Source organism: Rhodothermales bacterium (genome assembly GCA_017643395.1).
Taxonomy (GTDB): domain Bacteria; phylum Bacteroidota; class Rhodothermia; order Rhodothermales; family UBA10348; genus JABDJZ01.
In genome coordinates this window covers 1,170,997-1,192,459 of the sequence record JAEPNP010000001.1, presented here as the reverse complement: position 1 = coordinate 1,192,459, position 21,463 = coordinate 1,170,997, and the positions used below count along the sequence as shown (strand labels likewise).

Annotated in this window: 19 protein-coding genes; 6 read left to right on the top strand and 13 right to left on the bottom strand. The window is 62.2% G+C overall.

Annotation, left to right across the window (positions count from 1 at the left end; all coding sequences use genetic code 11):
• The first annotated feature begins 28 nt into the window (after window positions 1–28).
• Entirely contained in the window at window positions 29–559 is a 531-nt protein-coding gene (locus JJ896_04765; protein MBO6778945.1) for a DinB family protein, read from the top strand.
• A complete protein-coding gene (locus tag JJ896_04760) occupies window positions 559–1,173 on the top strand; it encodes a dienelactone hydrolase family protein (protein MBO6778944.1) in 615 nt (204 codons plus the stop codon). The genes JJ896_04765 and JJ896_04760 overlap by 1 nt, the downstream gene beginning before the upstream one ends.
• Before the next feature lie 3 nt (window positions 1,174–1,176).
• Here JJ896_04760 and JJ896_04755 read toward each other — a convergent pair whose 3' ends face one another.
• Genes JJ896_04755 through JJ896_04735 form a run of 5 tightly spaced genes read right to left on the bottom strand, consistent with a single transcriptional unit; the run spans window position 1,177 to window position 5,954 of the window.
• Window positions 1,177–2,493, bottom strand: coding sequence for a TRAP transporter large permease subunit (locus JJ896_04755; GenBank protein MBO6778943.1), 1,317 nt, complete (start codon window positions 2,491–2,493; stop codon window positions 1,177–1,179).
• A complete protein-coding gene (locus JJ896_04750) occupies window positions 2,493–3,041 on the bottom strand; it encodes a TRAP transporter small permease subunit (protein ID MBO6778942.1) in 549 nt (182 codons plus the stop codon). The genes JJ896_04755 and JJ896_04750 overlap by 1 nt, the downstream gene beginning before the upstream one ends.
• 24 nt (window positions 3,042–3,065) lie before the next feature.
• A complete protein-coding gene (locus JJ896_04745) occupies window positions 3,066–4,499 on the bottom strand; it encodes an AAA family ATPase (protein ID MBO6778941.1) in 1,434 nt (477 codons plus the stop codon).
• Window positions 4,492–5,145 carry a uracil-DNA glycosylase gene (locus JJ896_04740; protein MBO6778940.1) on the bottom strand — a complete coding sequence of 218 codons (654 nt, stop codon included), beginning with the start codon at window positions 5,143–5,145 and terminating at the stop codon, window positions 4,492–4,494. Before JJ896_04740 ends, JJ896_04745 begins: the two co-directional genes overlap by 8 nt.
• A complete protein-coding gene (locus tag JJ896_04735; GenBank protein ID MBO6778939.1) occupies window positions 5,142–5,954 on the bottom strand; it encodes an ion transporter in 813 nt (270 codons plus the stop codon). The genes JJ896_04740 and JJ896_04735 overlap by 4 nt, the downstream gene beginning before the upstream one ends.
• Window positions 5,955–6,217: 263 nt before the next feature.
• On the opposite strand from JJ896_04735, the gene JJ896_04730 reads away from it, so the two are divergent.
• Together JJ896_04730 and JJ896_04725 are read left to right on the top strand one after the other, a co-directional pair.
• A complete protein-coding gene (locus tag JJ896_04730; protein ID MBO6778938.1) occupies window positions 6,218–7,510 on the top strand; it encodes a citrate synthase in 1,293 nt (430 codons plus the stop codon).
• 66 nt (window positions 7,511–7,576) lie between these two features.
• Window positions 7,577–9,094: a PKD domain-containing protein gene (locus JJ896_04725; GenBank protein MBO6778937.1), complete on the top strand. Its 1,518-nt coding sequence runs from the start codon at window positions 7,577–7,579 to the stop codon at window positions 9,092–9,094.
• An 86-nt stretch (window positions 9,095–9,180) separates the two neighbouring features.
• Here JJ896_04725 and JJ896_04720 read toward each other — a convergent pair whose 3' ends face one another.
• Genes JJ896_04720 through JJ896_04705 form a run of 4 tightly spaced genes read right to left on the bottom strand, consistent with a single transcriptional unit; the run spans window position 9,181 to window position 11,358 of the window.
• Window positions 9,181–10,257, bottom strand: a complete 1,077-nt coding sequence (locus JJ896_04720) for a cupin domain-containing protein (GenBank protein ID MBO6778936.1) — start codon at window positions 10,255–10,257, stop codon at window positions 9,181–9,183.
• Window positions 10,258–10,271: 14 nt separating this feature from the next.
• Window positions 10,272–10,439, bottom strand: coding sequence for a hypothetical protein (locus JJ896_04715; protein ID MBO6778935.1), 168 nt, complete (start codon window positions 10,437–10,439; stop codon window positions 10,272–10,274).
• The gene (locus JJ896_04710; GenBank protein MBO6778934.1) at window positions 10,439–11,164 is read right to left on the bottom strand and encodes a DJ-1/PfpI family protein; all 726 of its coding nucleotides are present in this window, start codon (window positions 11,162–11,164) and stop codon (window positions 10,439–10,441) included. The genes JJ896_04715 and JJ896_04710 overlap by 1 nt, the downstream gene beginning before the upstream one ends.
• Window positions 11,161–11,358 (bottom strand): hypothetical protein, encoded by a 198-nt coding sequence (locus tag JJ896_04705; GenBank protein MBO6778933.1) that lies wholly within the window; start codon window positions 11,356–11,358, stop codon window positions 11,161–11,163. Before JJ896_04705 ends, JJ896_04710 begins: the two co-directional genes overlap by 4 nt.
• 144 nt (window positions 11,359–11,502) lie before the next feature.
• On the opposite strand from JJ896_04705, the gene JJ896_04700 reads away from it, so the two are divergent.
• On the top strand, window positions 11,503–12,429 hold the full coding sequence (locus tag JJ896_04700) for a hypothetical protein (GenBank protein ID MBO6778932.1): 927 nt from the start codon (window positions 11,503–11,505) through the stop codon (window positions 12,427–12,429).
• Here the strand turns inward: JJ896_04700 and JJ896_04695 are convergent.
• From JJ896_04695 to mrdA, 3 genes are all read right to left on the bottom strand, one after another.
• Complete coding sequence (locus JJ896_04695; protein MBO6778931.1) at window positions 12,363–13,949, bottom strand: transglycosylase SLT domain-containing protein; 1,587 nt, start codon at window positions 13,947–13,949, stop codon at window positions 12,363–12,365. The genes JJ896_04700 and JJ896_04695 overlap by 67 nt on opposite strands.
• Window positions 13,950–14,062: 113 nt before the next feature.
• Window positions 14,063–15,328, bottom strand: coding sequence for a rod shape-determining protein RodA (gene rodA, locus JJ896_04690; protein MBO6778930.1), 1,266 nt, complete (start codon window positions 15,326–15,328; stop codon window positions 14,063–14,065).
• Window positions 15,328–17,154 (bottom strand): penicillin-binding protein 2, encoded by a 1,827-nt coding sequence (gene mrdA, locus JJ896_04685; GenBank protein MBO6778929.1) that lies wholly within the window; start codon window positions 17,152–17,154, stop codon window positions 15,328–15,330. Before mrdA ends, rodA begins: the two co-directional genes overlap by 1 nt.
• Before the next feature lie 282 nt (window positions 17,155–17,436).
• Here mrdA and JJ896_04680 point away from each other — a divergent pair, with 282 nt between their 5' ends.
• A complete protein-coding gene (locus JJ896_04680; GenBank protein ID MBO6778928.1) occupies window positions 17,437–20,571 on the top strand; it encodes a PD40 domain-containing protein in 3,135 nt (1,044 codons plus the stop codon).
• A gap of 66 nt (window positions 20,572–20,637) precedes the next feature.
• On the opposite strand, the gene JJ896_04675 is transcribed toward JJ896_04680, so the two are convergent.
• A complete protein-coding gene (locus JJ896_04675; GenBank protein MBO6778927.1) occupies window positions 20,638–21,441 on the bottom strand; it encodes a PhzF family phenazine biosynthesis protein in 804 nt (267 codons plus the stop codon).
• Window positions 21,442–21,463: the final 22 nt, after the last annotated feature.

Here is a 21,463-nt window from a genome sequence, read left to right as displayed (position 1 = left end):
CACCAAACAGAATAAGGAGCATCGATCCGTGTCAACCACCATCGCGAGACTGACGAAGCTACACGGTGAGCTTGCCCGCACCTACGCGCACATGGAAGACCTCCTCCAGCGGGAGGACGACTCGCTGTTCAAGCTCGCACCCGCGGTCTCTGGCTGGTCCGTAGCCAACCAGTTGCACCACACCGCCGGCGCGACTGCGCTCATGCTGGTCGCTGTGGACCGCATCGCCAAACAAAAGAGCCCGGCGCAGGAGGGTGGAACAATAAACGCCATCGGACGCGCCGTGCTCTTCAGTCGGCGCATGCCCCGGGGCCGCGCCAAGGCCCCTCAGCGCACGGTGCCTCCGGAAAGCTTCGCGCGCGAGGATCTGGAAGTTGCCGTGGCCCGAAGCCGCCGGGTGTACGATTCCATTCCGGAGACGTTTGAGCTGGCCGCGCCTTCGGCATGGCGCACCGAGCACCCCTACTTCGGCTGGATGGGTCCGGACCAGTGGATGAAGCTGGCCATCGTGCATGCGGATCACCACTTCGCGATTATCCGGGAGATCGACGGCGCCTGATGCGCGAACAGCACATTGAGGTCACCCGCACGGCCCGCTATTTCCTGGCCGGGCCGGAGAAGCCGACCGAGGTCTGGTTCTGCCTGCATGGGTATGGGCAGCTGGCATCAGATTTTCTGGCCATGTGCGCGCCCCTGGAGCGGCCCGACCGAAAGCTCGTAGCACCCGAGGGCCTGTCCCGCTTCTACGGGAAGGGGTTCCATGAGCAACCCGGCGCATCGTGGATGACCCGGGCGGACCGTGAGGCCGAAATCCGGGACTACGTGGCGTATCTGGACCGGGTCGCGGATCGGGAAGTCCCCGCAGGTGCCAGGGTGAACGTGCTTGGTTTCTCGCAGGGTGCCGCGACGGCCAGTCGCTGGGCGGCGCTCGGATCGGTAGAGCCGGATCGGCTCGTCTGCTGGGCGGGCGATGTGGCCCACGACATTCCGGACCCGGCGGTAGCCCTGGCCCACACCCGCGTGCTGATGGTGCTCGGCGACCGCGATGCACTCATCACGCCGGCCCGACGTGACGCCTTTCTGAACCGTATGGACGAGGCCGGAATGACCTACGAAGTGCGCACCTTTTCAGGCGGCCACCGGCTGGATGACACGCTGCTGGCGGAACTCTGAGCCCTAGAAGCTCCAGAGCACCAGAACCGGGAAGAGAATGATCAGCAGCAGGCCGATGGCCTGGATCACGATGAACGGCACCGCGCCCCGGTAAATCTCTGCCGTGCTGACCTCCGGCGGCGCGACGCCGCGCAGGTAGAAGAGGGCAAAGCCGAAGGGTGGCGTGAGGAACGACATCTGCAGGTTCATGCCGATCATCACCCCGAACCAGACCAGGTCGATCCCCAGGAACGCAGCGGCGGGCGCAAGCAACGGGATCACGATGAAGGCGATCTCGAAGAAGTCGATGAAGAAGCCCAGCACGAAGATGGCCAGGTTCGCCGCGATCAACAGACCTACCACGCCACCCGGCAGTCCGGTCAGCAGGTCATGGATCCACAGATCCCCGTTCAATCCCCGGAATACCAGCGCGAACGCCGTGGAACCGATGAGCAGGAACATCACCATGACCGTCAGGCGCGTCGTTTCGTCCATCGTGGCCTTGAGGGCGTCGAGCGTGAGGCGCCTGTTCGCGGCCGCAAGTCCGATCGCTCCGAGCGCACCCAGTGCCCCCGCTTCCGTAGGCGTCGCCACGCCTGCGAAGATGCTCCCGAGCACAAGCAGGATCAGGATCAACGGGGGCATCATCACAAAAGCGACCCTGCGCATGAGGGCCTTGCGATCCGTCACCTGGGCCTCCTCGGGAAGGGCCGGCGCCTCGGCGGGCTTCAACCAGGCCACGCCCGCTGCATAAAGGGCGTAAAGCCCCGCCAGCACGACACCCGGCACCAGCGCGCCGATGAACAGGTCCCCGACCGAGACCCCGAGTTGATCGGCAAGCACTACCAGGACCACCGAGGGCGGAATAATCTGACCGAGCGTGCCGGAGGCCGTGATGACTCCCGTCGCGAGTTCCTTGCCGTATCCGTAGCGCAGCATGACCGGAAGGGAGATCATGCCCATCGCCACCACAGAGGCGCCAACCACGCCGGTCGCAGCAGCCAGCAACGCGCCGACAAACACCACGGCCAGCGCAAGCCCTCCCCTCAGATGACCAAAGAGTTGACCGATTGTGGTCAGCAGGTCTTCGGCCAGCCGGGACTTCTCCAGCATGGTGCCCATGAAGATGAAGAAGGGCACCGCCAACAACACGTAGTTCGACATGACGCCGAACGTGCGATCCGGCATCGCCAGGAGCAGGTTCCAATCGAACATGCCGGCCTCGACGCCGATGAAGGCGAAAATGATGGCGGTTCCGCCCAGCGCAAACGCCACGGGGAAGCCGGAGAAAATCAGGAGCAGCGCTCCCACGAACATGAGTGGCCCCAGATACTCCTCCATTATGCCGGCGCCCCGTCAACCGGGTCTGCGTCGTGTCCGAGGACCACGGCAAGCGAACGGATGAGCATCGAGCAGGCCTGGATCATCAGAAGCACAAATGCGACCGGGATGACCGTCTTTATCGGATACCGCGGCAAGCCCCCGGGATCCGGAGAAATCTCCATCACCGCCCAGGAGTTGGCCACGGCCGGCCAGGAAACCCAGAGCATCAGCACACAGAAGGGAATCAGAAACAGGACCGTGCCCAGAAGATTGATCCAGGCTTTCCCCTTTCGGGAGAGACGCCCGTAGAGAACGTCCACGCGTACGTGGGCATCTGCCTGCAGCGTGTAGGCCGCGCCAAGCAGGAACAGTGCGGCGAACAGGTACCACTGCAACTCGATGTACAGGTTCGAACTGAGGCTGGTCCCTGTGTATCGCGCCAGATAGCGCACCACGGCGTTGTAGGACCCGATCAGTACCATCGCCAGGGTCAACCAGGACAGCCATCGACCCGTGAACCTGCTCATGCGGTCGATGCGGTCGGCGATGCGGAGGAGGGCCTGCATGGGTCGAAAATAGTACGCGGGCCCTTACGTGTCGCTGTCCGGGGCTGCCTCTTTCACTGATTGCCCGGGCTCGCCGTCCGCGCCGGTGTTGACCTCGTGCTCGGGCGCCCCGTAGCGCTTCAGCCTCTTCTCCAGCGACTCCGCCTCGTCTCGGGACCGCCAGTAGTCCAGCCGCTCCTTGATGCGCCGCTCGTAGCCCACATCGGACGGCTCGTAGAAATACGTGCCCTGCATCTGATCGGGCAGGTATTGCTGCGGCACGTAGTGGTTGTGGTAGGCGTGCGGGTACAGATAGCCCTGACCATGACCAAGGGCTTTTCCGTCGCGGTTGCCGTCCTTCAGCGGGTTGGGCACATCGCCGCTAAGTTCCTTCTCAACGAACTCCAGCGCGCTGAAGAAGCTGAGGGTGGTATTGCTCTTTGGGGCGGTGGCCAGATAGAGGCAGCACTGCGCCAGATGAAAGCGGCCTTCCGGCATGCCCACCATGTCGAAGGCCTGCTGGCACGCCACGGCAACCCTCACGGCGTTGGGATCAGCCAGGCCGACGTCCTCGGAGGCAAAAATCAGCATGCGCCGGAGAATGAAGCGTGGGTCTTCTCCGGCGTACACCATGCGGGCCAGCCAGTAGAGAGCCGCGTCTGCATCTGAGCCTCGCAGGCTTTTGATGAACGCGCTGATTGTGTCGAAGTGCGCATCGCCCTCTTTGTCGTACAGCACGGCGCGCTGCTGAATAGACTCCTCGGCCACTCCCAGGGTGACATGGATCACTCCGCTCTCGTCCGGAGGAGTGGTTTCCACCGCCAACTCCAGCGCGTTCAAGAGGGAGCGGGCGTCGCCGTTGGCCGTCGAAACCAGATGCCGTCCGGCATCAGGGTCCATGCGAACCTGTCGATCTCCATAGCCCCGTTCGCTGTCAGCGATGGCGGCGTGCACGACGGCGGCGAGGTCATCGTCCGTAAGGCTATGCAGCTCGAACACGCGTGAGCGGCTGACGAGCGCCTTGATCACTTCGAAGTAGGGATTCTCGGTCGTCGCTCCGATCAGCGTCACCGTGCCGTTCTCCACGTGCGGCAACAGGGCGTCCTGCTGGGCCTTGTTGAACCGATGCACCTCATCCACAAAGAGGATGGTGCGCTGGTGGTGATAGCGAAGCGCATCCTCGGCTGCCGAGATGGCGCTTCTGATGTCCTTTACGCCCGCCAGAACCGCGTTCAGTGACAGGAACCGGGCGCGCGTGGTGTTCGCAATGATGCGGGCAAGGGTGGTCTTGCCGGTGCCGGGCGGCCCGTAGAACAGTACCGACTTGATGCGGTCCGCCTCAATGGCTCGCCGCAGCAGTGCGCCAGGCCCGAGGATGTGATCCTGACCAATGAACTCATCCAGGGTTCGCGGTCGCATCCGGTCCGCGAGCGGGGCGTTGCTTCTGCGCGGCGACGCGGCATCAAACAGATCATCCATGGTAGCCTACCTCAGCGAGCGCCGTCTGCACGCCGGCACGGAATGCGGTGGCTCCGCCCTGTGACGGATGGCGCACATACGTCGCTTCAATGCCCGCGTTTTCCAGTGTGCGCTCCGCCTTACGGCCTACGGCCAGCACCCGTGCAGGAGCGAACGTTTCGACAAGATCGTGCGTCAGGCCCTGAAACTCCCGCAGCTCAGAGGCTCTCGGTGCCCGAATCGAGAAGGGATCGCCCGGCTTGTAGGGGTGCAGGGGACAGGCATTCCAGACCACGAACGCTGGAAACGCGTCTGCCAGCAATCGCCAGAATATGCCGGCACTGTACTCCTTGTACGGCTCCGCCTGCAGGCTGGATTGTCTACCGCTGATCGGAAAGGCCGGATCAACCAGCTGATCCTCAGCGGTGATGGGTACGCCCGAGAACCGACAGCCCCATGGACCGGGAGCTTCTGCCAGCAGGAAGAGCGCCGGGCGCGCCTGACACGCGTTGAAGTACGCGTTCAGGTTGGCTCGGCGCAGGGTCACCGCGTCCGGCCGGTCCACTTCCGGATTTCTGTCTGCGTACGGATTGAACGCGTCAGGGCTCGGCGCCCGGTCAAACAGCGCCCGCGCTACCAGGTTGAAGGCCCGCTCCTGCGGAGTCACAGTTTCTCCCCACAAATCCGGCAATAGACTGCATCGTCCCGGTGGATTTCATGTGCGCAGTTGCGGCAGTTCTTTGTGCTCGTGCCCCTGCGTTCGACGCGGGTCAGCTCAGCCGTAACGATACCCGTCGGCACGGCGATGATGCCGTATCCGATAATCATTACCACAGAGGCGACGGCCTGGCCGATGGGACTCTGCGGGGCCATGTCACCATAGCCGACAGTTGTCAGGGTTACGACAGCCCAGTAGATCGACTGCGGAATGGAGGTAAAGCCGTTCTCCTCTCCCTCTATGAAATACATCACGCTGCCCAGCAGCACGACCAGGATGGAAACGGCCAGCAGGAAGACCGTGATCTTGCGGCGACTCGCCCGCATGGCTCGATACAGGGTGTCGGCCTCGTCCAGGTAGGTCACCAACTTGAGCACGCGGAACACACGCAGGAGGCGCAGCAGCCGGATCACGAGCAGGTACTGTGTGCCGGGGAAAAGCAGAGCCAGGTAGGTGGGCAGGACGGCGAACAGGTCCACCAGTCCGAAGAAGCTCAGCGCATACTGCATCGGTCGTTTCACCAGAACGAGCCTCAGCACGTACTCGATGGTGAACAGCAGCGTGAAGTACCACTCCAGCGTGAAGAGCAGGCTGGCGTAGCGTGCCCGGATGGACGGAACGCTGTCGAGCATGACCACGACCACGCTGGCCAAAATGGTCATGATGAGCGCGACGTCGAACGCCTTCCCCATGGGGGTGTCGGCCTCGAAGATGATCTCGTGCAGGCGCTCGCGCCAGGAGTTCTTCTGGGAGCTCATTCCGGACGGGCTGGACAGGGTAGTGCCGGGGGCTCAGAGTACAAAGGAATCGGCCCCTGCAGGGGTCTAACGGCGAATTTTCGTGGTATATAATCGTGTAGGAAAACTCCGGCCCGCTGTTGCGGTTCGGTCCTACTGCCGGAGAAGTGCGGAGAGTGGATATTCCGATCCGTCTCATCCGGCGCGGTTACATCCAGCGCGGTGTCACCCAGCGCGGTGTTACCCAGCACGGCAGAGATCAAGCGCAGTACCCCCGAGATTACATGGAAACAGCAAAACTCATACTTGGAGGCAGCGAATACGACCTGCCCGTCATCGAAGGATCCGAGGGCGAGCGGGCCGTCGACATTCGCAAGCTGCGCGGCCAGTCCGGTACGATTACCCTGGACTCTGGCTACGGCAATACGGGTTCCTGCCAGAGCGGAATCACGTTTATCGATGGTGAGAAGGGAGTTCTTCGACATCGCGGATACGGCATTGAGGACCTTGCGGAGAACTCCACCTTCACGGAGGTGGCCTACCTGCTGATCTACGGCGAACTGCCGTCGGAGGATCAGCTGGCCACGTTCGAGGAGCGGCTGACCAATCACAGCCTGCTTCACGAGGACATGAAAAAGTTCTTCGAGGGCTACCCGGCGAATGCGCCGCCGATGAGTGTGCTGTCCACCATCGTGGCAAGCCTCTCGGCGTACTACGACGAGTCCGAGAATTCGGAAGAGCTGGAACTCAATGTGATCCGGCTCATCGCCAAGATCAAAACCATCGCGGCCTTCGCATTCAAGAAGTCCATCGGCCAACCCTACATCTATCCGCGGAATGACCTGGACTATTCGTCCGATTTCCTGCACATGATGTTCGCTGTGCCGTCGGAGGAATACGAGATTTCGCCGGTGGTCGCCAGTACGCTGGACAAGCTGCTGATCCTGCATGCGGATCACGAGCAGAATTGCTCGACGTCCACCGTGCGCATGGTGGGCTCGAGTGGCGCCAACCTGTTCGGCTCCATTTCGGCGGGCATCAGTGCCCTCTCCGGCCCGCTCCACGGGGGGGCCAACTCTGCCGTGATCCGGCAGCTGGAAATGATCGCTGAGGACGGCGGCAATGTCGACAAGTACATCGATCTTGCCAAAGACAAGTCGTCAGACTTTCGTCTGATGGGCTTTGGGCACCGCGTATACAAGAACTTTGATCCGCGCGCTCGCGTGATCAAGTCTTCCGCAGACGCGGTGCTCGGCCAGCTTGGCATTGACGATCCGCTGCTGGACATTGCAAAGAAACTGGAGCGGGTTGCCCTTGAGGACGAGTACTTCGCAGCTCGTCGCCTGTACCCGAACGTCGATTTCTACAGCGGAATCCTCTATCGGGCGATGGGCATCCCGACCAACATGTTTACGGTCATGTTCGCTCTCGGCCGCCTTCCGGGCTGGATTGCGCAGTGGCTGGAGATGCGCAACGATCCAACGACGCGCATTTATCGTCCGAGGCAGGTATATACCGGCGAGAACGAGCGGCGGTATGTGCCAATCGAGGAGCGCGGAGCGGTTTCGGCGGCTTGACGCTGTTTTTTTCCGTTGCAACAGTAAATTCCAATAACCCACACCCCGATTTCGGAGGTCTTAGAAATGATTAACCGGCTACCGGTACTCCTTCTCACGGCGCTGACAGCCCTCCCGATGCTGTTCGCTACGCCCGTGCAGGCCCAGGACCGCGGCGAGGACACCTGGTACCTTCGCCCGCGAGTTGGCCTTTCCTACTACACTGGAACCAATGATGCGCAGTTTGCCCTTTCGAGCAACGGCGACCTCTTTGAGAAGACCCCGCTGCACCTGGGGCTCGAGGTAGGTCACCGTTACGGCCAGAAATGGACTGCTGGCATCGCCCTGGCATGGAGCCAGTGGGGCAACCTGAACGACTTTGCGCAGGACGACACCTTCCGCGATGGCGAGGAAGGATCGGCGATCAGTCTGCAGATGATCGGCAAGCGCAGTTTTGGATCGGGTCGCCTGCAACCGTTTGTCCAACTTGGGGCCGGCATCAACGCCGCGAAAACCGACGTGCGCGCGGATGGTCTTGGTAGCGAAGAAACCCGCCTCGGATTCGGCCCGGTGCTTGGATATGGCATCGACTACCGCATCAACGACCGGACTTCCTTCGGTCTGGAGACCGGGGGCATTTACGTATTCCCGGATGATGCCGCTGACGGCGCCGGGGATGACCTCGCCGACTGGCTGGGCTGGACCGCCGCCTCGATCTCCTATGACCTGAAGAAGTTCATCCCGGTCATGGTCACCGATCTGATCTGTCCGGTTGACGTCATCGATACAGGCGCTCCAGTTACGTTTACCGGTTCGGTGAACGCAGACGCCACGCCTGTCGTCGCAGCGAGCTGGGACTTCGGAGACGGTTCGACCGCTGACGGCATGACGGCTACGCACTCCTTCGCGCAGGAAGGCATGTACACCGTGCAGTTTGCGGTCTCCAACGGGAACGGCAAGGGCATGGACTCCCGCACATGCATGGTCACGGTAGAGGATCCGTGTGAGGATGCCGTCATCACGTCGATGACCGCCTCCAACATGGCCCCGGACACCCAGACGAGTATCCGGTTCTCGGCCAACACCAGTGGCACGCAGCCGGTGACGTACAGCTGGAACTTCGGTGACGGCAACACCTCATCGTCTGCCAACCCGTCTCACACCTATGACGAGGCCGGCACCTACACGGTGACGCTGGAAGTGACCAATTGTGGCGGTACGGTGAGCCGTACGATGACGATTACGGTTGTGCCTTACGAGGCCGCCATCTGCCGCGAAATCGAGGAGATGAACAGCGTCTTCTTCGCTCCGAACTCGTCCGTCCTCACCGCCGAGGCCCGCGAGTCGCTGCAGGAGAATCTGGCCATCCTGCTCGAGTGCCCGAACCTCAACGCCCGCGTGGAAGGCTGGGCCGCTCCTGGCGAGCGTCGTCCGCAGCAGCTGTCTGAAGACAGGGCGCGAGCTGTAGAGCAGTTCTACATCGACAACGGCATCGCTGCCAGCCGCCTCGTGACGGCCGGCATGGGCCGTGCGCAGGGAGTCACCTCCAAGAAGGAGGGTCTTGCCCAGTTCCGCCGGGTCGATACGATCCCGGTTCGCAACTAGCGCTTCCGAGCTTACGCTTCAGAAAGGGCGGGCCTGCAACGCGGGCCCGCCCTTTCGTTTTGTGTGGCTGTCTGGAACTGCCGGACTCAGACCCGCCTGATCAGCCCTGATCCTTCCAGCTCGTCCAGCAACCGGCGCAACTCGGCATGCGCCACGCTCTCCGCTTCCAGTCCCTCGGTTCCGGTCAGCGCGGCAATCGCGCCCAAGCAGACAACCGGAAGCGTCCAGGATTCTCCTCCTGCACAAAGCACAACCTGGTCTTCCTGCCGGTAGTAGAGCAGTTGAGAGGCCGAGCAAGGCACCAGGCGGGAGCCGCCACTCTCGTCCACGCCACCCGAGCGACCGCGCACAGGCTGGCTCAGGCTTTGTGCGATCAGCCGATTCAGCATCGCATCGTCCGCAAAGACGGCCCTCATCTGCCCCCTCAGCGACGCCAGGGTATCTTCAGAGATCCGCCCCGGATCGTCGGTTGACCCGGACTCCTCGACGTGGCGCGTCAGGCCGCGTCCGGCTTCCCTGAGTGCCTCCAGGGCAGACTCGATCAGTTCCAGCGGCGCGGGCGCCCGGAATCCGACTGAGAGCGTCATGCACCCTGTCAGTGCGACTCCGTTGTGCGCGACGCGGGGCGGCAGATACAGCACGTCTCCCGGCTCGAGCACCCAGGACTCGACGGCCTCGAAGTCCTTCAGCACGGCCACTTCAGAGTCGTCCCGCCAGACGGGATCGTCGATGGGACGCGGATCGATCTCCCACCTGCGTGAACCGAGTCCCTGGATCAGGAAGACATCGTACTGATCCGTGTGGGCTCCCACGCCACCGCCGGGTGCCGCCCAACTAACCATGAGGTCGTCAACCCTCCAATTGGGCAGGAAGCGGAAGTGATTCAGTACCTCGGCGACTTCCGGGCGGAGACGATCCATCTCCTGCACGAGCAGAGTCCAATCGCCTTCCGGCAGGTCTGCAAAATCATCCTGCTCAAAAGGCCCGTAGTAGAGCTCGGGTGGCCACTCGTCCGCAACGATCAGCCGTGAATCGGCATCATCCAACATGGCGGCTGCCATGAGATCTTCCTGGCCGATGGGACAGAAGTCGCCCGGAAAGACACCCCGCAGCAGTACGGGCCGTTTCTGCCAGCACTCAGCCATGAAGGTGTGCAGGGGCATGTCCCCAAGCATGCTCACGATGCCAGCATCTGAATCAGCTTGAAGAGCGGCCATGCAAGCAGCAGTGCCATGACCACCGCCATCGTCATCACGGAGCGTTTCTGCCGCGGAAACTCATACCCGCAGTAGGGACACTCCTCGGCATCGTCCGGCGCCTCCAGCGCACAGGATGGACACTCCATCAGGGTACCTCCAGCATGGGGACCTGGGTGATATCCCAGGGCCAGACCAGGCCCTCGGCTGTCAGGTCGGCGTGCTGTTTGCCGTAGAGCCTCTCTACCAGGTAGAAGGCCGGCTCGTAGCTCATGGCGCCTCCGACAGACGTGATAAACTTCCCATCGACAACGATGCGCTGGTCAAACAGCACCTCGACCTCGGGAAACTGCTCCTGCAGCGCCTGCCGGTCGGCTGGAAACGTAGTGGCTTTCCTTCCATTCAGTGCGCCGGTGGCCGCCAGGGGGAATGCACCGTCGCACACGGTAATCACCCAATCCGCATCCTCGACGGCCTGACCCAGCCAGTTTAGCAACGCGGCGTTCTCCAGGTCGGCAGTCATACTGCCTCCTGCGCTCGGGATCACAAGGATGTCGATATCAGGTGCATCCGCAAAACTGTAGTGTGGCGTGACCAGAATCCCCTCAAATGTCTCGATCGGACCGCCTGTCTCGCTGACCACAAACGTCTCGATGTAATCGGATTCATCTCGAAAGATCGAGTGCTGAAAAACATCGTACGGGGCCATCAGCTCCGAGTTGAAGACCTGCGGCGTGATCACGAACCCCGCCGTCAGCACGCGGGCTCCCTCGGGGCGCTCCGGAATGCTGGGCCGGGGTATCGGCTGTTCTGCAGCCTCTGGAGCCACGCATCCGGCGACAAGCAGCAGGCCGATCAGCAGAAAACGAATCATAGCTGGGCCTCCAGTTCGTCCAGCATCGCGCGACGCTGCTCGTCGGGTAGCGCGTCTGCATCCACTTCGGCGGCCCCCGGCCCGAGCAGACCACGAGGGCCCTGCTTGCGGTCCTGCAGCACCGACAACACCCATGCCGCCCCGGCCGTCGCCACCGCCGTGATGAGGATGGCCCTGGTGAACTTCTCAAACATGGAACGGGGGCTCTGCGAAAGGGTGAATGGGGCGGGCGCACATTACGCAGGCCATCCGCACCGATCAACCAGACCGCAGGACATACCGACCATGCACCGGCGCCCCAAAGGGACTGTGCAACCGACGGATCCACGGCGGTCACTGTGAACACGCTGAAGACCGAGGTGTGGCAGGCTCGGGCAGACACACACCGTCGGCGTCTCCAGGCAACGGTTCAGGCCCATCTTGACCGGCGCTCCCGGGGTAAAAAACACCCGGTAATGGACTTCCTGTTCGAATACTACCGCTTCCGGCCGTCTGCGCTACTGGCCTGGTCTCCCGGAGTCGGGGTGCGGCTGGAAGGCGGAGCCTGGAAATTCGGCGATCGCCAGTATGCCCTCAGACTCGGTGACGATGCGGTGTTTCGTGCGAGCCTGCTGAGTGCCAAACTCCGCTCGTCCACCCGCTGGATTCTCAGCCTGCTGGAGGCCGTGCAGGCACGCCCTCCCCTGCTCGCCTGTCACGGCCTGCATGAGTGGGCCATGGTCTACAAAGCCGGCAAGGTGCGTCACACGCAGACCCCGTTGAGGGTGTCAATGGAGGTGATTCGAGAGGTCGTGCAGGCAGGACCCGTTGTGTGCACCCATTATGATGCCTTTCGCTTCTTTACCCCGGACGCCGTCCCGCTGAATCTGCATCGTCCGCAGGCCCACACGGTTCAGCACCTGGAGCAACCAGGATGCCTCCATGTCAACATGGACATCTACCGATGGGCCATGAAGCGCTACCCGCTGATCCCCGGGGAGCTTGTCGCGGACGCGTTCCTGCTCGCTGCTGAGATCCGTGCCGTCGACATGCGGGCCAGCCCATACGACCTTCGGGCGCTTGGTTACGAGCCCATCGCCCTCGAAACAGCATCAGGCAAGGAGACCTACCGGGCGTACCAGAAGGATTTCCATCAGCGCTCGCTGCAGCTGCGCGCGCGGCTGATCGATGCCTATCGCAGCATCCTGAAAGACCTCGATCAGGGCGCCTCGACCGGGGGATCGCTGATCAAGGGCGTCGCCTCCGGGTCCACAAACTGCGAGTAGTGCGCGAATCGATCGAGGATCTTGGCCACGTAGGTGACCGGCTCGAGACCCCGGCAGAAGCCATAACGAACCACCGGGTCGCGATAGACCGAACGCTCTGACTTGCGAAGCAGCCAGTAGGCTACACTTTCCCAGTCATTGGGATCTCCGCCGTACTTCTTAGCCAGGCGTCGAGCGTCCCCAACGTGTCCGGCTCCTGCGTTGTAGGACGCCAGAATGAACTTCAGGCGCTCACCGGGGTCGGGGATCTCGTCCTCCCAGACGGAAGTCAGCCAGATCAGGTATCGCGCTGCACCCTCCACATTCTCGACAGGATCATACGGGTCGGCGACATTCACCTCGCGCGCCGTTGCCGGCATGAGCTGGAGCAGACCCATGGCACCGGCCCAGGACCTGGCGCGTGGGTCGAATCGCGACTCCTGAAAGGCCTGGGAGGCCAACAGGCGCCAATCCCATCCCACTATCGGAGCGTGCTGCCTGAACAGGCTGTCATAGGGGCTGAGCACGCCTGTCTCGGAGGTCAGGTACTCATCACTGACCCGCTCCCGATAGCCTCGACGATCCTCGAAGTACTTGCGATACAGGTTGGCGCGAAGACCGGGGTTCTCCTCGATCCAGGCGTTGAGGGCCTGCCAGAGGTCGGGCGCGTTTCTGCGCACGGCCAGCGAAACCTCATAGGGGTCGTCCACGGTGGGATAGATGACCAGGTTCGAGTAGTAGGATTCCTGCAGCTCGGCCACGTTCTCGTGCCCCACCGTGAAATTGATGGTTTCCTCCGCCACTTCGCGAATGAGCATCTCCACGGAACCCGAATCGACCTCAACGACGTGGATGTCGCCGGTAAGGCCGTCGCTCAGTTCCAGCAACCGGTCCTCGATGCGTGTGCCCTCGAGCACGTGCACCTCCCTGCCGGCCAGGTCCCCCGGCCGGGTGACCAACCGCGCCCTCACAGTCACAGGATCTCCCGGCGCCGCGGGTCGGATGACGGCCCCTCTCGCCGCATCCTGAAGCTCGGTTTCGGGGGGCGCCGCGCCGGCGACACTGTCTATCAGCGAGTTGAGTTCGGGCGGCACGTCGGCCTCCTCAAGGGGTGCCTCCCTCTGCACGACAACCGGGTTGGTCCGGTAGAGCGGACGGGTGAACCCCACCCACACCGAATCCTCCGCAGTGGCGCTCAGGCGTGCAGCGACCACATCGCCCACGCCCTGATTGAGGAGGACCAGCAGACTGTCCCGGTCTCTGACCACCAGTGGCTGCAGATACAGGTCGTTGGCCCTCGCGAACCAATCCAGGAGTTCGAACTCGAAACCCATCGGCTCTCCCCTGTAGAGGAAGTACGATGTGGAGTTGTACTGCGTCAGCACGACGAGCGTGTCCCGAGCCTGGATCTCGTCCAGGTCACGTTCGATGGGGTCCGGAATCTGCACGATCACCTCTCCGACAGGCGGATCCGAGCAGCCGGCCCACAGGCCGCCGAGAATCAATACAACAAATAGTGCGAATCGCTGGACTGCACGCATTTCAAAGCAACATCAATGAATCCTGTATCGATCGCGGGACGGAGCGACGCACAGACCATGGTGGCCGCCCGAGTCTCTCCCTGCCTGGTCCCGCCGCGGGCAGGGCGTGTCCGCTACGTGTAGAAGCCGTAGATGGACAAATCGTCCCGGCGCATGTGCAGGGACAGCACGACAGCGATGAGCGCGGAGTGTGCCAGTAGCGCTGATCCGCCGTAGGAAATAAATGGGAGCGGAATCCCGATCACCGGCAGGACCGCCGTGGCCATGCCGACGTTAATCACGATGTGGATCAGGTAGACGCCGGCAGCGCCAGCCGCGACCATCATGCCGAAGGGGTGCTTCATGAGTGCCCCGAGCCGCACAATGCGCACCAGAAGCAGGATGAACAGCACCAGCACCAGCGCCGAACCCACGAAGCCGAATTCCTCCCCGATGACGGAGAAGACAAAGTCGGTGGACTGCTCAGGCACGTAGCGACCCTGCGTCTGGGTGCCCTGCATGAAGCCCTTGCCGGTCACGCCGCCCGATCCGATCGCAGCGAGCGATTGCACCAGGTGAAAGCCGACGCCGTGCCTGAACTCCTGGGCACTGGGGTCTGTGAAGCTCAGGATGCGGGCCACCTGGTGCGGCTTGAGCACCTGTAGCAGCGCTACGGATACCAGAGCCACAGACAACCCGGACACTCCTGCTCCCAGGAGCCCCATCTTGCGGTCTCCGGTACGCCACCACAGGATTCCGCCGAACACGACGCTGAACGCGATTCCCGTCTGGAGCGATACCACCGACAGGTAGCCTGCCACGGCCGGAGCCAGCAGCAGCAACAGGATCTGGTAGGGCACGCCGCTCCAGAACAGCATGACGGGAATCAATCCGATAAACACCAGAGCCGTGCCGGTATCGTTCTGCAGCACCACCAGGGCCGCCGGCAACAGGATCATGGCGGTCATGGTCGCCGCAAACCTGAGATCACTCTGCGTTCCCCGCCGACTCGCCACCAACTGTGCGAGCCCGAGCACACAGCCGATTTTTGCAACTTCCGATACCTGCAGGCCGACCGGACCAAAGTTCAGCCAGGACTTGGCTCCGTTTATTTCCCGTCCGAACAGGAGCGCAGCGACCAGGAGCAGGATGCTGCCCGCATAGGCCAGATACGCCGTCTTCTGATAGAACCGCACCGGCAGGAGCAGCGCCACACCAAGCATCACGAGGCAGATGCCGAGCCAGGTGAACTGTCGGTAGTAGTTCTGCCGTACCGAGTCTTTCAGGAATTCTGCGGCCGGTCCGTGCGTGGTGCTGTAGATGGCCACGAGGCCGATGCCGACCAGCGCCAACCACAGCAACAGCGTGGGATAATCCAGGGTTTGATACCACCGTCGCATCAGTCCGTACCCGGAAGCGGATCCGACTTCAGGTTCAGCATGCGGTTCACCAGGATGGGCCGGGTGACTTCTCCGGTCAGGTATTGTTCGGCCATCAGACTGGCGATGGGACCTGCGGCCGACCCGCCGAAGCCGGCGTTTTCAACCGCCACGGCCAACGCGATCTGCGGGTTTTCGAACGGGGCGAACATGATGAACACGGAATCGTCCCGACCGCGGCTGTTCTCGGCAGTGCCCGTTTTGGCACCGCTCTCAATGCCCGGTATCTGCAGGGCCACGCCGGTGCCGGCAGTCATGACCCGTCGCATGGCCTCCCGGGCCAGGTCCACATAGTCGCTGCGTATGCCCGCGGTCTCGCCGGGCGGGATGTCCGGACGGACATGTTCTCCGGTCGTTGGATCAACGTGGGCCTTGATCAAATGTGGGACGTACGAGGTACCACCGTTCGCGACGGTGGCCATGTAGCGGGCCAGCTGTATGGGCGTAACCTTGAGTTCGCCCTGCCCCACGCCCAGGTTCATCTGATAGCCCACGGTCCAGCGACCGTACGTCTCGTTGTACCAGCTGGAATCAGGAATCAGACCGGGGTCCTGCTCGGTGAGGTCGGTATCGATGCGTTTGCCGAAGCCAAAGGACCTGGCATAGCTGGCAAACGTGTTCACGTCTACCCGCCGCATCATCTCAAAAAAGAACGTATTGCAGGACTCCTGAATGGCCTCTACCACTGCGATCGAGCCGTGCACGTGCATGCAGCGAAAGAAATTTCCACGACCCATCTCGTGGTATCCCGGACAGTAGAACGACTCGTCCGGCGTGATGACGCCCTCCTGGAGCGCAATCAGCCCGATAAGTGGTTTCCACGTGGAACCCGGCATCTGACCGGACATGGTGGCCCGGTTGAACAGCGGCTTTTCTACACTCGCGTTCAAGGCCGCCCACCCCTCGGCAGAAATCTGCCGGGTGAACTGGTCCAGGCTGAAATCCGGCTTCGATACCAGCGCCAGGATCTCACCATTGTTCGGATCGAGAGCTACAGCCGCGCCCCGCTTGCCTACGAACAGGCTTTCGGCGAGCGCCTGCATGTCGGCATCAATCGTCAGGATCAGGTCGCTGCCCGGAACCGGGTCAATGTCTTCCACTCCGCCCCGAAACGCGTCCACGTCCTGGCCATGAACGTTCACCATGCGAAACTCGCTGCCTATACGGCCGCGTAGTTCCTGTTCGTAGATACGCTCGATACCTCGCTGACCGAGTCGATCTCCCGGCCGGTAGCCCAGATCCTCGAATTCCGCCAGGTCCTCGCTCGAGATCTCGCGCACGTAGCCCAGTGCGTGGGAGGCGCGAACGCTGGACGGATAGCGACGCCTCTGCGTGGCGTGATAGGACACGCCACGGAACTCGTCTGAGCGTTCCAGCATGCGCGCCAGTCTGTCGAAGGTGACGCCGTTCAGAATGGGCGATGGCAGGAAGGTGCTGAAGTCGCGCGCTTCCGCAATGCGCTGCTCCAGGACTTCGAGAGGCATCTCCAGAACTTCTGCCAGCGCCAGCGTGCGCGTGGAGTCGAAGTACATGGGGGTCAGCGTGATGGCGTAGGCCGGCTGGTTGTCGACCAGGACTACACCATTGCGATCCATGAGCGTGCCCCTCGCCGCGAGTACGCGCTTCTCGCGCATGGAATTGGTGCGCGATTCGCCGGAGTACTCGGAAGCATTGACCAGTTGAAGTTGGGCAAGCCGGCCAATCAACATGCCGAGCACCAGCACCACGGCAACCGAAAAGATTCTACCCCGGCTGGAGTGGATGTCCGCTCCTGTGTCCCCAATCATCGACAGATCCCTCGCAAAGCGTCCTGAATGGTGCCCGATCCGTCACATGGGCTGCTTGCGCGGGGTAATGCTACATCCCGTTCGGCAACCCAAGGACTCCGCTGGCCGTAAACCGGTGCCGACTCGGCGCTCGGGGTGCGGTGTCCGGACTGTTTGTTGCTATGGTGACAGTCAGGCATTGTTTTTCGACACCGGTCCCACTCCTGAGAGCCGGTCTTACATTGAAAGCGTGTCGCCGCCGGCCGGTCCGCTGGCGCGCAGGCATTTCAAACCCGTACCGCTATGCAAGACGAAAGGCGTCGACCGGGCCGATTCCGGTACCACACCACTACCGGACGGCTCATCGTCTTTACCGTGATTTTCGCCGGCATGTTCCTGTCTGCCCTGCCGGCCAGCGCCCAGTATTTCGGGCGAAACAAGGTCCAGTACGACGATTTTGACTTCCAGAAATTCCGTACCGACCACTTTGAGTTCTACTTCTATCCGGAAGAAGAAGTCGCCGTCAAGGACGCGGCCCGTATGGCCGAGCGCTGGTACCAGCGCCACTCACGCACCTTCCTTCGCGAGTTCGCCGAACGCAAGCCCATCATTTTCTATGCGAACGATGCGGATTTCCAGCAGACGAACGCCATTCAGGGCAGTTTGGGCCAGGGAACGGGGGGCGTAACCGAGGCGCTCAAGGAGCGCGTCATTATGCCGCTCACGGGCAGCTATGCCGATACGGACCACGTCCTGGGCCATGAGCTGGTGCACTCGTTTCAGTACGACATCGCACTCAACCGGACGGACAGTTCGCGCTTTGCGCTGGGCCTCATGCCACTCTGGCTTGTCGAGGGTATGGCCGAGTATTTCTCCGTGGGGCGGGATGACCCGCACACGGCCATGTGGATGCGCGATGCCGCCATTCGCGACGATGTGCCTACGATCGAAAAACTCAGCCGCGGCTACCAGTACTTCCCGTATCGATACGGACAGGCCCTTCTGGCATACGTGGGGGGCAAGTACGGCGATGCTGCCGTGGCCAACCTGTTCAAGCTCGGCGGTCGCGTAGGCGTAGACTCGGCCGTCGTGTACACGCTCGGCATCAAGCCGGACTCTCTGTCCAACGAATGGATTTCCTCGCTGAAAGAGGCCTATCTGCCGCTGGTGGAAGACCGCATGCCGGCCGACAGCGTCGGGCGCGTGGTCCTGGCCTCTGACATCGACGCCGGAGACATGAACGTGTCGCCGGTGGTCTCCCCGGACGGCCAGTACGTGGCGTTCCTTTCTGAGCGTGATCTGTTCAACATCAACCTGTTCATTGCCGACGCCGAAACCGGTGAGGTGGTCAAGAAGCTGAAGGCCGCCAACGGTAACTCGCATTTTGACGCCATCCGGTTCATCAATTCGGCAGGATCCTGGTCGCCGGACGGACAACGCTTTGCGTTTGTCACCTTTGTGCAGGGCGACAACGAAATCTCCATTCTGGACTGGCGGTCCGGCAGCATCACGCGGAGGATTTCGGTCGATGGAGTCTCGGCAATTACCAACCCGGCGTGGTCGCCGGACGGACAGTCGATTGTCTTCTCCGGCCTCGACGGCGGGATCAGTGACCTGTACCTGCTCAATCTCGAGACGGACCAGGTCACTCAGCTGACCAATGATCGCTTTTCGGACCTGCAGCCTGCGTGGGCCCCTGACTCGCGCACCATCGCCTTCGTGACCGACCGCGGCGAAGACGGCACCAACTTCGCGACGCTCGACTACGCCAAAGAGCGCATCGGCCTGTACCGGGTGGACACCGGCGAAATCGACATCGTCAAGGTGTTTGACGGCGTGCATACCAACCCGCAGTTCTCGCCGGATGGACGCAGCATCTTCTTTATATCCGACCACGATGGGTTCAAGGACGTGTACCGGTACGGTCTGGTGGATCAGACCATCAGCCGCCTGACGTACCTGCAGACGGGTGTCAGTGGCATTACCACCATGTCACCCGCGATGACCGTTGCCGGACAGAGCGGCCGCATGGTGTTCTCAGTCTTCGGCAACAATCGCTACAACGTGCACGCGCTGGAGGCAGACGAGACGGTCGGCGAGCCCTATGTGGTGCCGGATGAAAACACGCGTGCTATTGCCGGCGTGCTGCCGCCGTATCGGGAGCAGAATCAGGGTCTGGTTGCCAACTACCTCGCAGATCCGCTGACCGGACTGCCTCCGGATCAGGACTATGAAGTCAGCGAGTACGGCGCGAAACTGACGCTGGACTACGTCGCACCGCCGACTATCGGGGTGACCGCCGGAGGGCCCTACGGGTCAGGACTTGTGGGGGGCGTCGGCTTCTTCTTCTCAGACATGCTGGGAAATCACAACCTGTCCATTGTGGCTCAGGCAAACGGCTCGTTCAAGGATGTCGGTGGACAGGCGTACTACCTGAATCGCGAGAATCGGCTCAACTACGGGGGCCTTGTGGGCCACATACCGATCCTGCTGATTGGAACCGGTGTCGGCTTCACCGTGGATCCGGAGACCAATATCCCGTCCCAGGTGGTCAGCCAGTTCAAGCAACGCATCTACATAGACCAGGTGCAGGGTATCGCGAGCTACCCGTTCACCCAGACTCGTCGTCTGGAGTTCTCCGGCGGATTCACCCGGTACGGGTTCGACTATGAGGTAGACAACTACTACTTCTCGAACTTCGGAGTGCGACGGGAGCGCACGCAGCTCAATGATCAGGAGCCGGATCCGGTGTTTTTCGGTTCTGGCGGACTCGCCATCGTCAATGACTTCTCGTTCTTCGGCTTCACGTCACCGGTGCGAGGGGGACGGTCTCGATTCGAGCTCTCGCCCTTCGTAGGGTCGGCAACCTTCCTTCGTGCCACCGTGGACTATCGCCGGTACCTGCAGGCGAATCCCGTGACACTGGCCATCAGAGGGCTGCATGTCGGCAACTACGGCGCCAAGCTGGATGGAGACTCCGACAACCTGTTCACCCAGGAATACCTCGGCTACGCAAACAGCAGAGGGTTCCTGAGGGGCTACTCGTTCTCCTCCTTCAACAGCTTCCGGGAGTGCACTGTCACGGACAACGGCACCTGCGCCGAGTTTGACCGTCTTCGAGGGAGCAGAATCGCTCTGGCTTCCGCCGAGCTTCGTGTACCGTTCTTCGGGACCGAGCAGTTCGGCCTGATCAACTTCCCGTACCTGCCGACCGAGATTTCTCTGTTCGCAGACGCGGGCCTTGCCTGGACAGCCGAAGATCAGCCGACGCTGAAGTGGGAGCGCGAGAGCGCGGAGCGTGTGCCCGTGTTCTCTACCGGTGTCACCACGCGATTCAACCTGTTCGGATACACCGTGCTGGAGATTTTTTACGCCAAGCCCTGGCAGCGTCCGGGCAAGGGGGCGCACTTTGGATTCCAGATCGTTCCGGGCTGGTAGCCGAGCTTACTCCAACCGATTTCCGGAAAGGCCGACTCCTCACGGGGTCGGCCTTTTCAATGGACTTCACTCCGGGTCTACCAGCAGTTCTCCGCGGAGTACGGTAACGGCTCTCCCGGTCAGGAGGACGCGGTCTCCGTCGTGCTCGACCTGAACACGACCTCCCCTCGCTGACGCCTGGAAACCGGTCAGTTTCGGCGAACCGAGGCGATCATGCCAGAACGGGGCCAGCGCGCAGTGCGCGGATCCGGTCACCGGGTCCTCCGGCACGCCGCTTTGGGGCGCGAAGAACCGTGAAATGAAATCGTACTCCGGCGCATCGCCCGTTGCCGTGACTATCAGGCCACGTACGGGCAACCGAGCGATGCTGCTCATGTCCGGGTCCAGCGATCGCACCCAGCCAGGTTGGTCCAGCTGCACGAAAGCGTCCATGCGGTTCTCGCCGTACCAGGCCACGGGAGCGCCGAGCATGGTCTCCAGATCGGCCGGCCGGGGCCTGCCCCGGGGCTCCTCCGTCGGGAAGTTCATGGTCAGGGACCTGTCCTGATTCCGGGTCACGGCCAGTGCTCCACTGCGCGTGTGGAAAGACACCTCATCGCCCTCGATTTCCCCATCTTCGAACAGCGCATGGGCCGCCCCCAACGTGGCGTGTCCGCAGAGATCCACCTCGGTATTCGGCGTAAACCACCGCAGGTCGAACGAGCTCGGCCCGGTCCGCACCACAAAGGCAGTCTCGGACAGATTCATCTCGCAGGCCACCTTGGCCAGGAAATCGTCAGACGGATAGGACTCCAGCACATAGACAGCAGCGGGGTTTCCCGAGAACGGTCCGTGGGCAAAGGCATCAACCTGCGTAAATGGCAGCGGCATCGGCAACTCGTTAAAAAGCAGT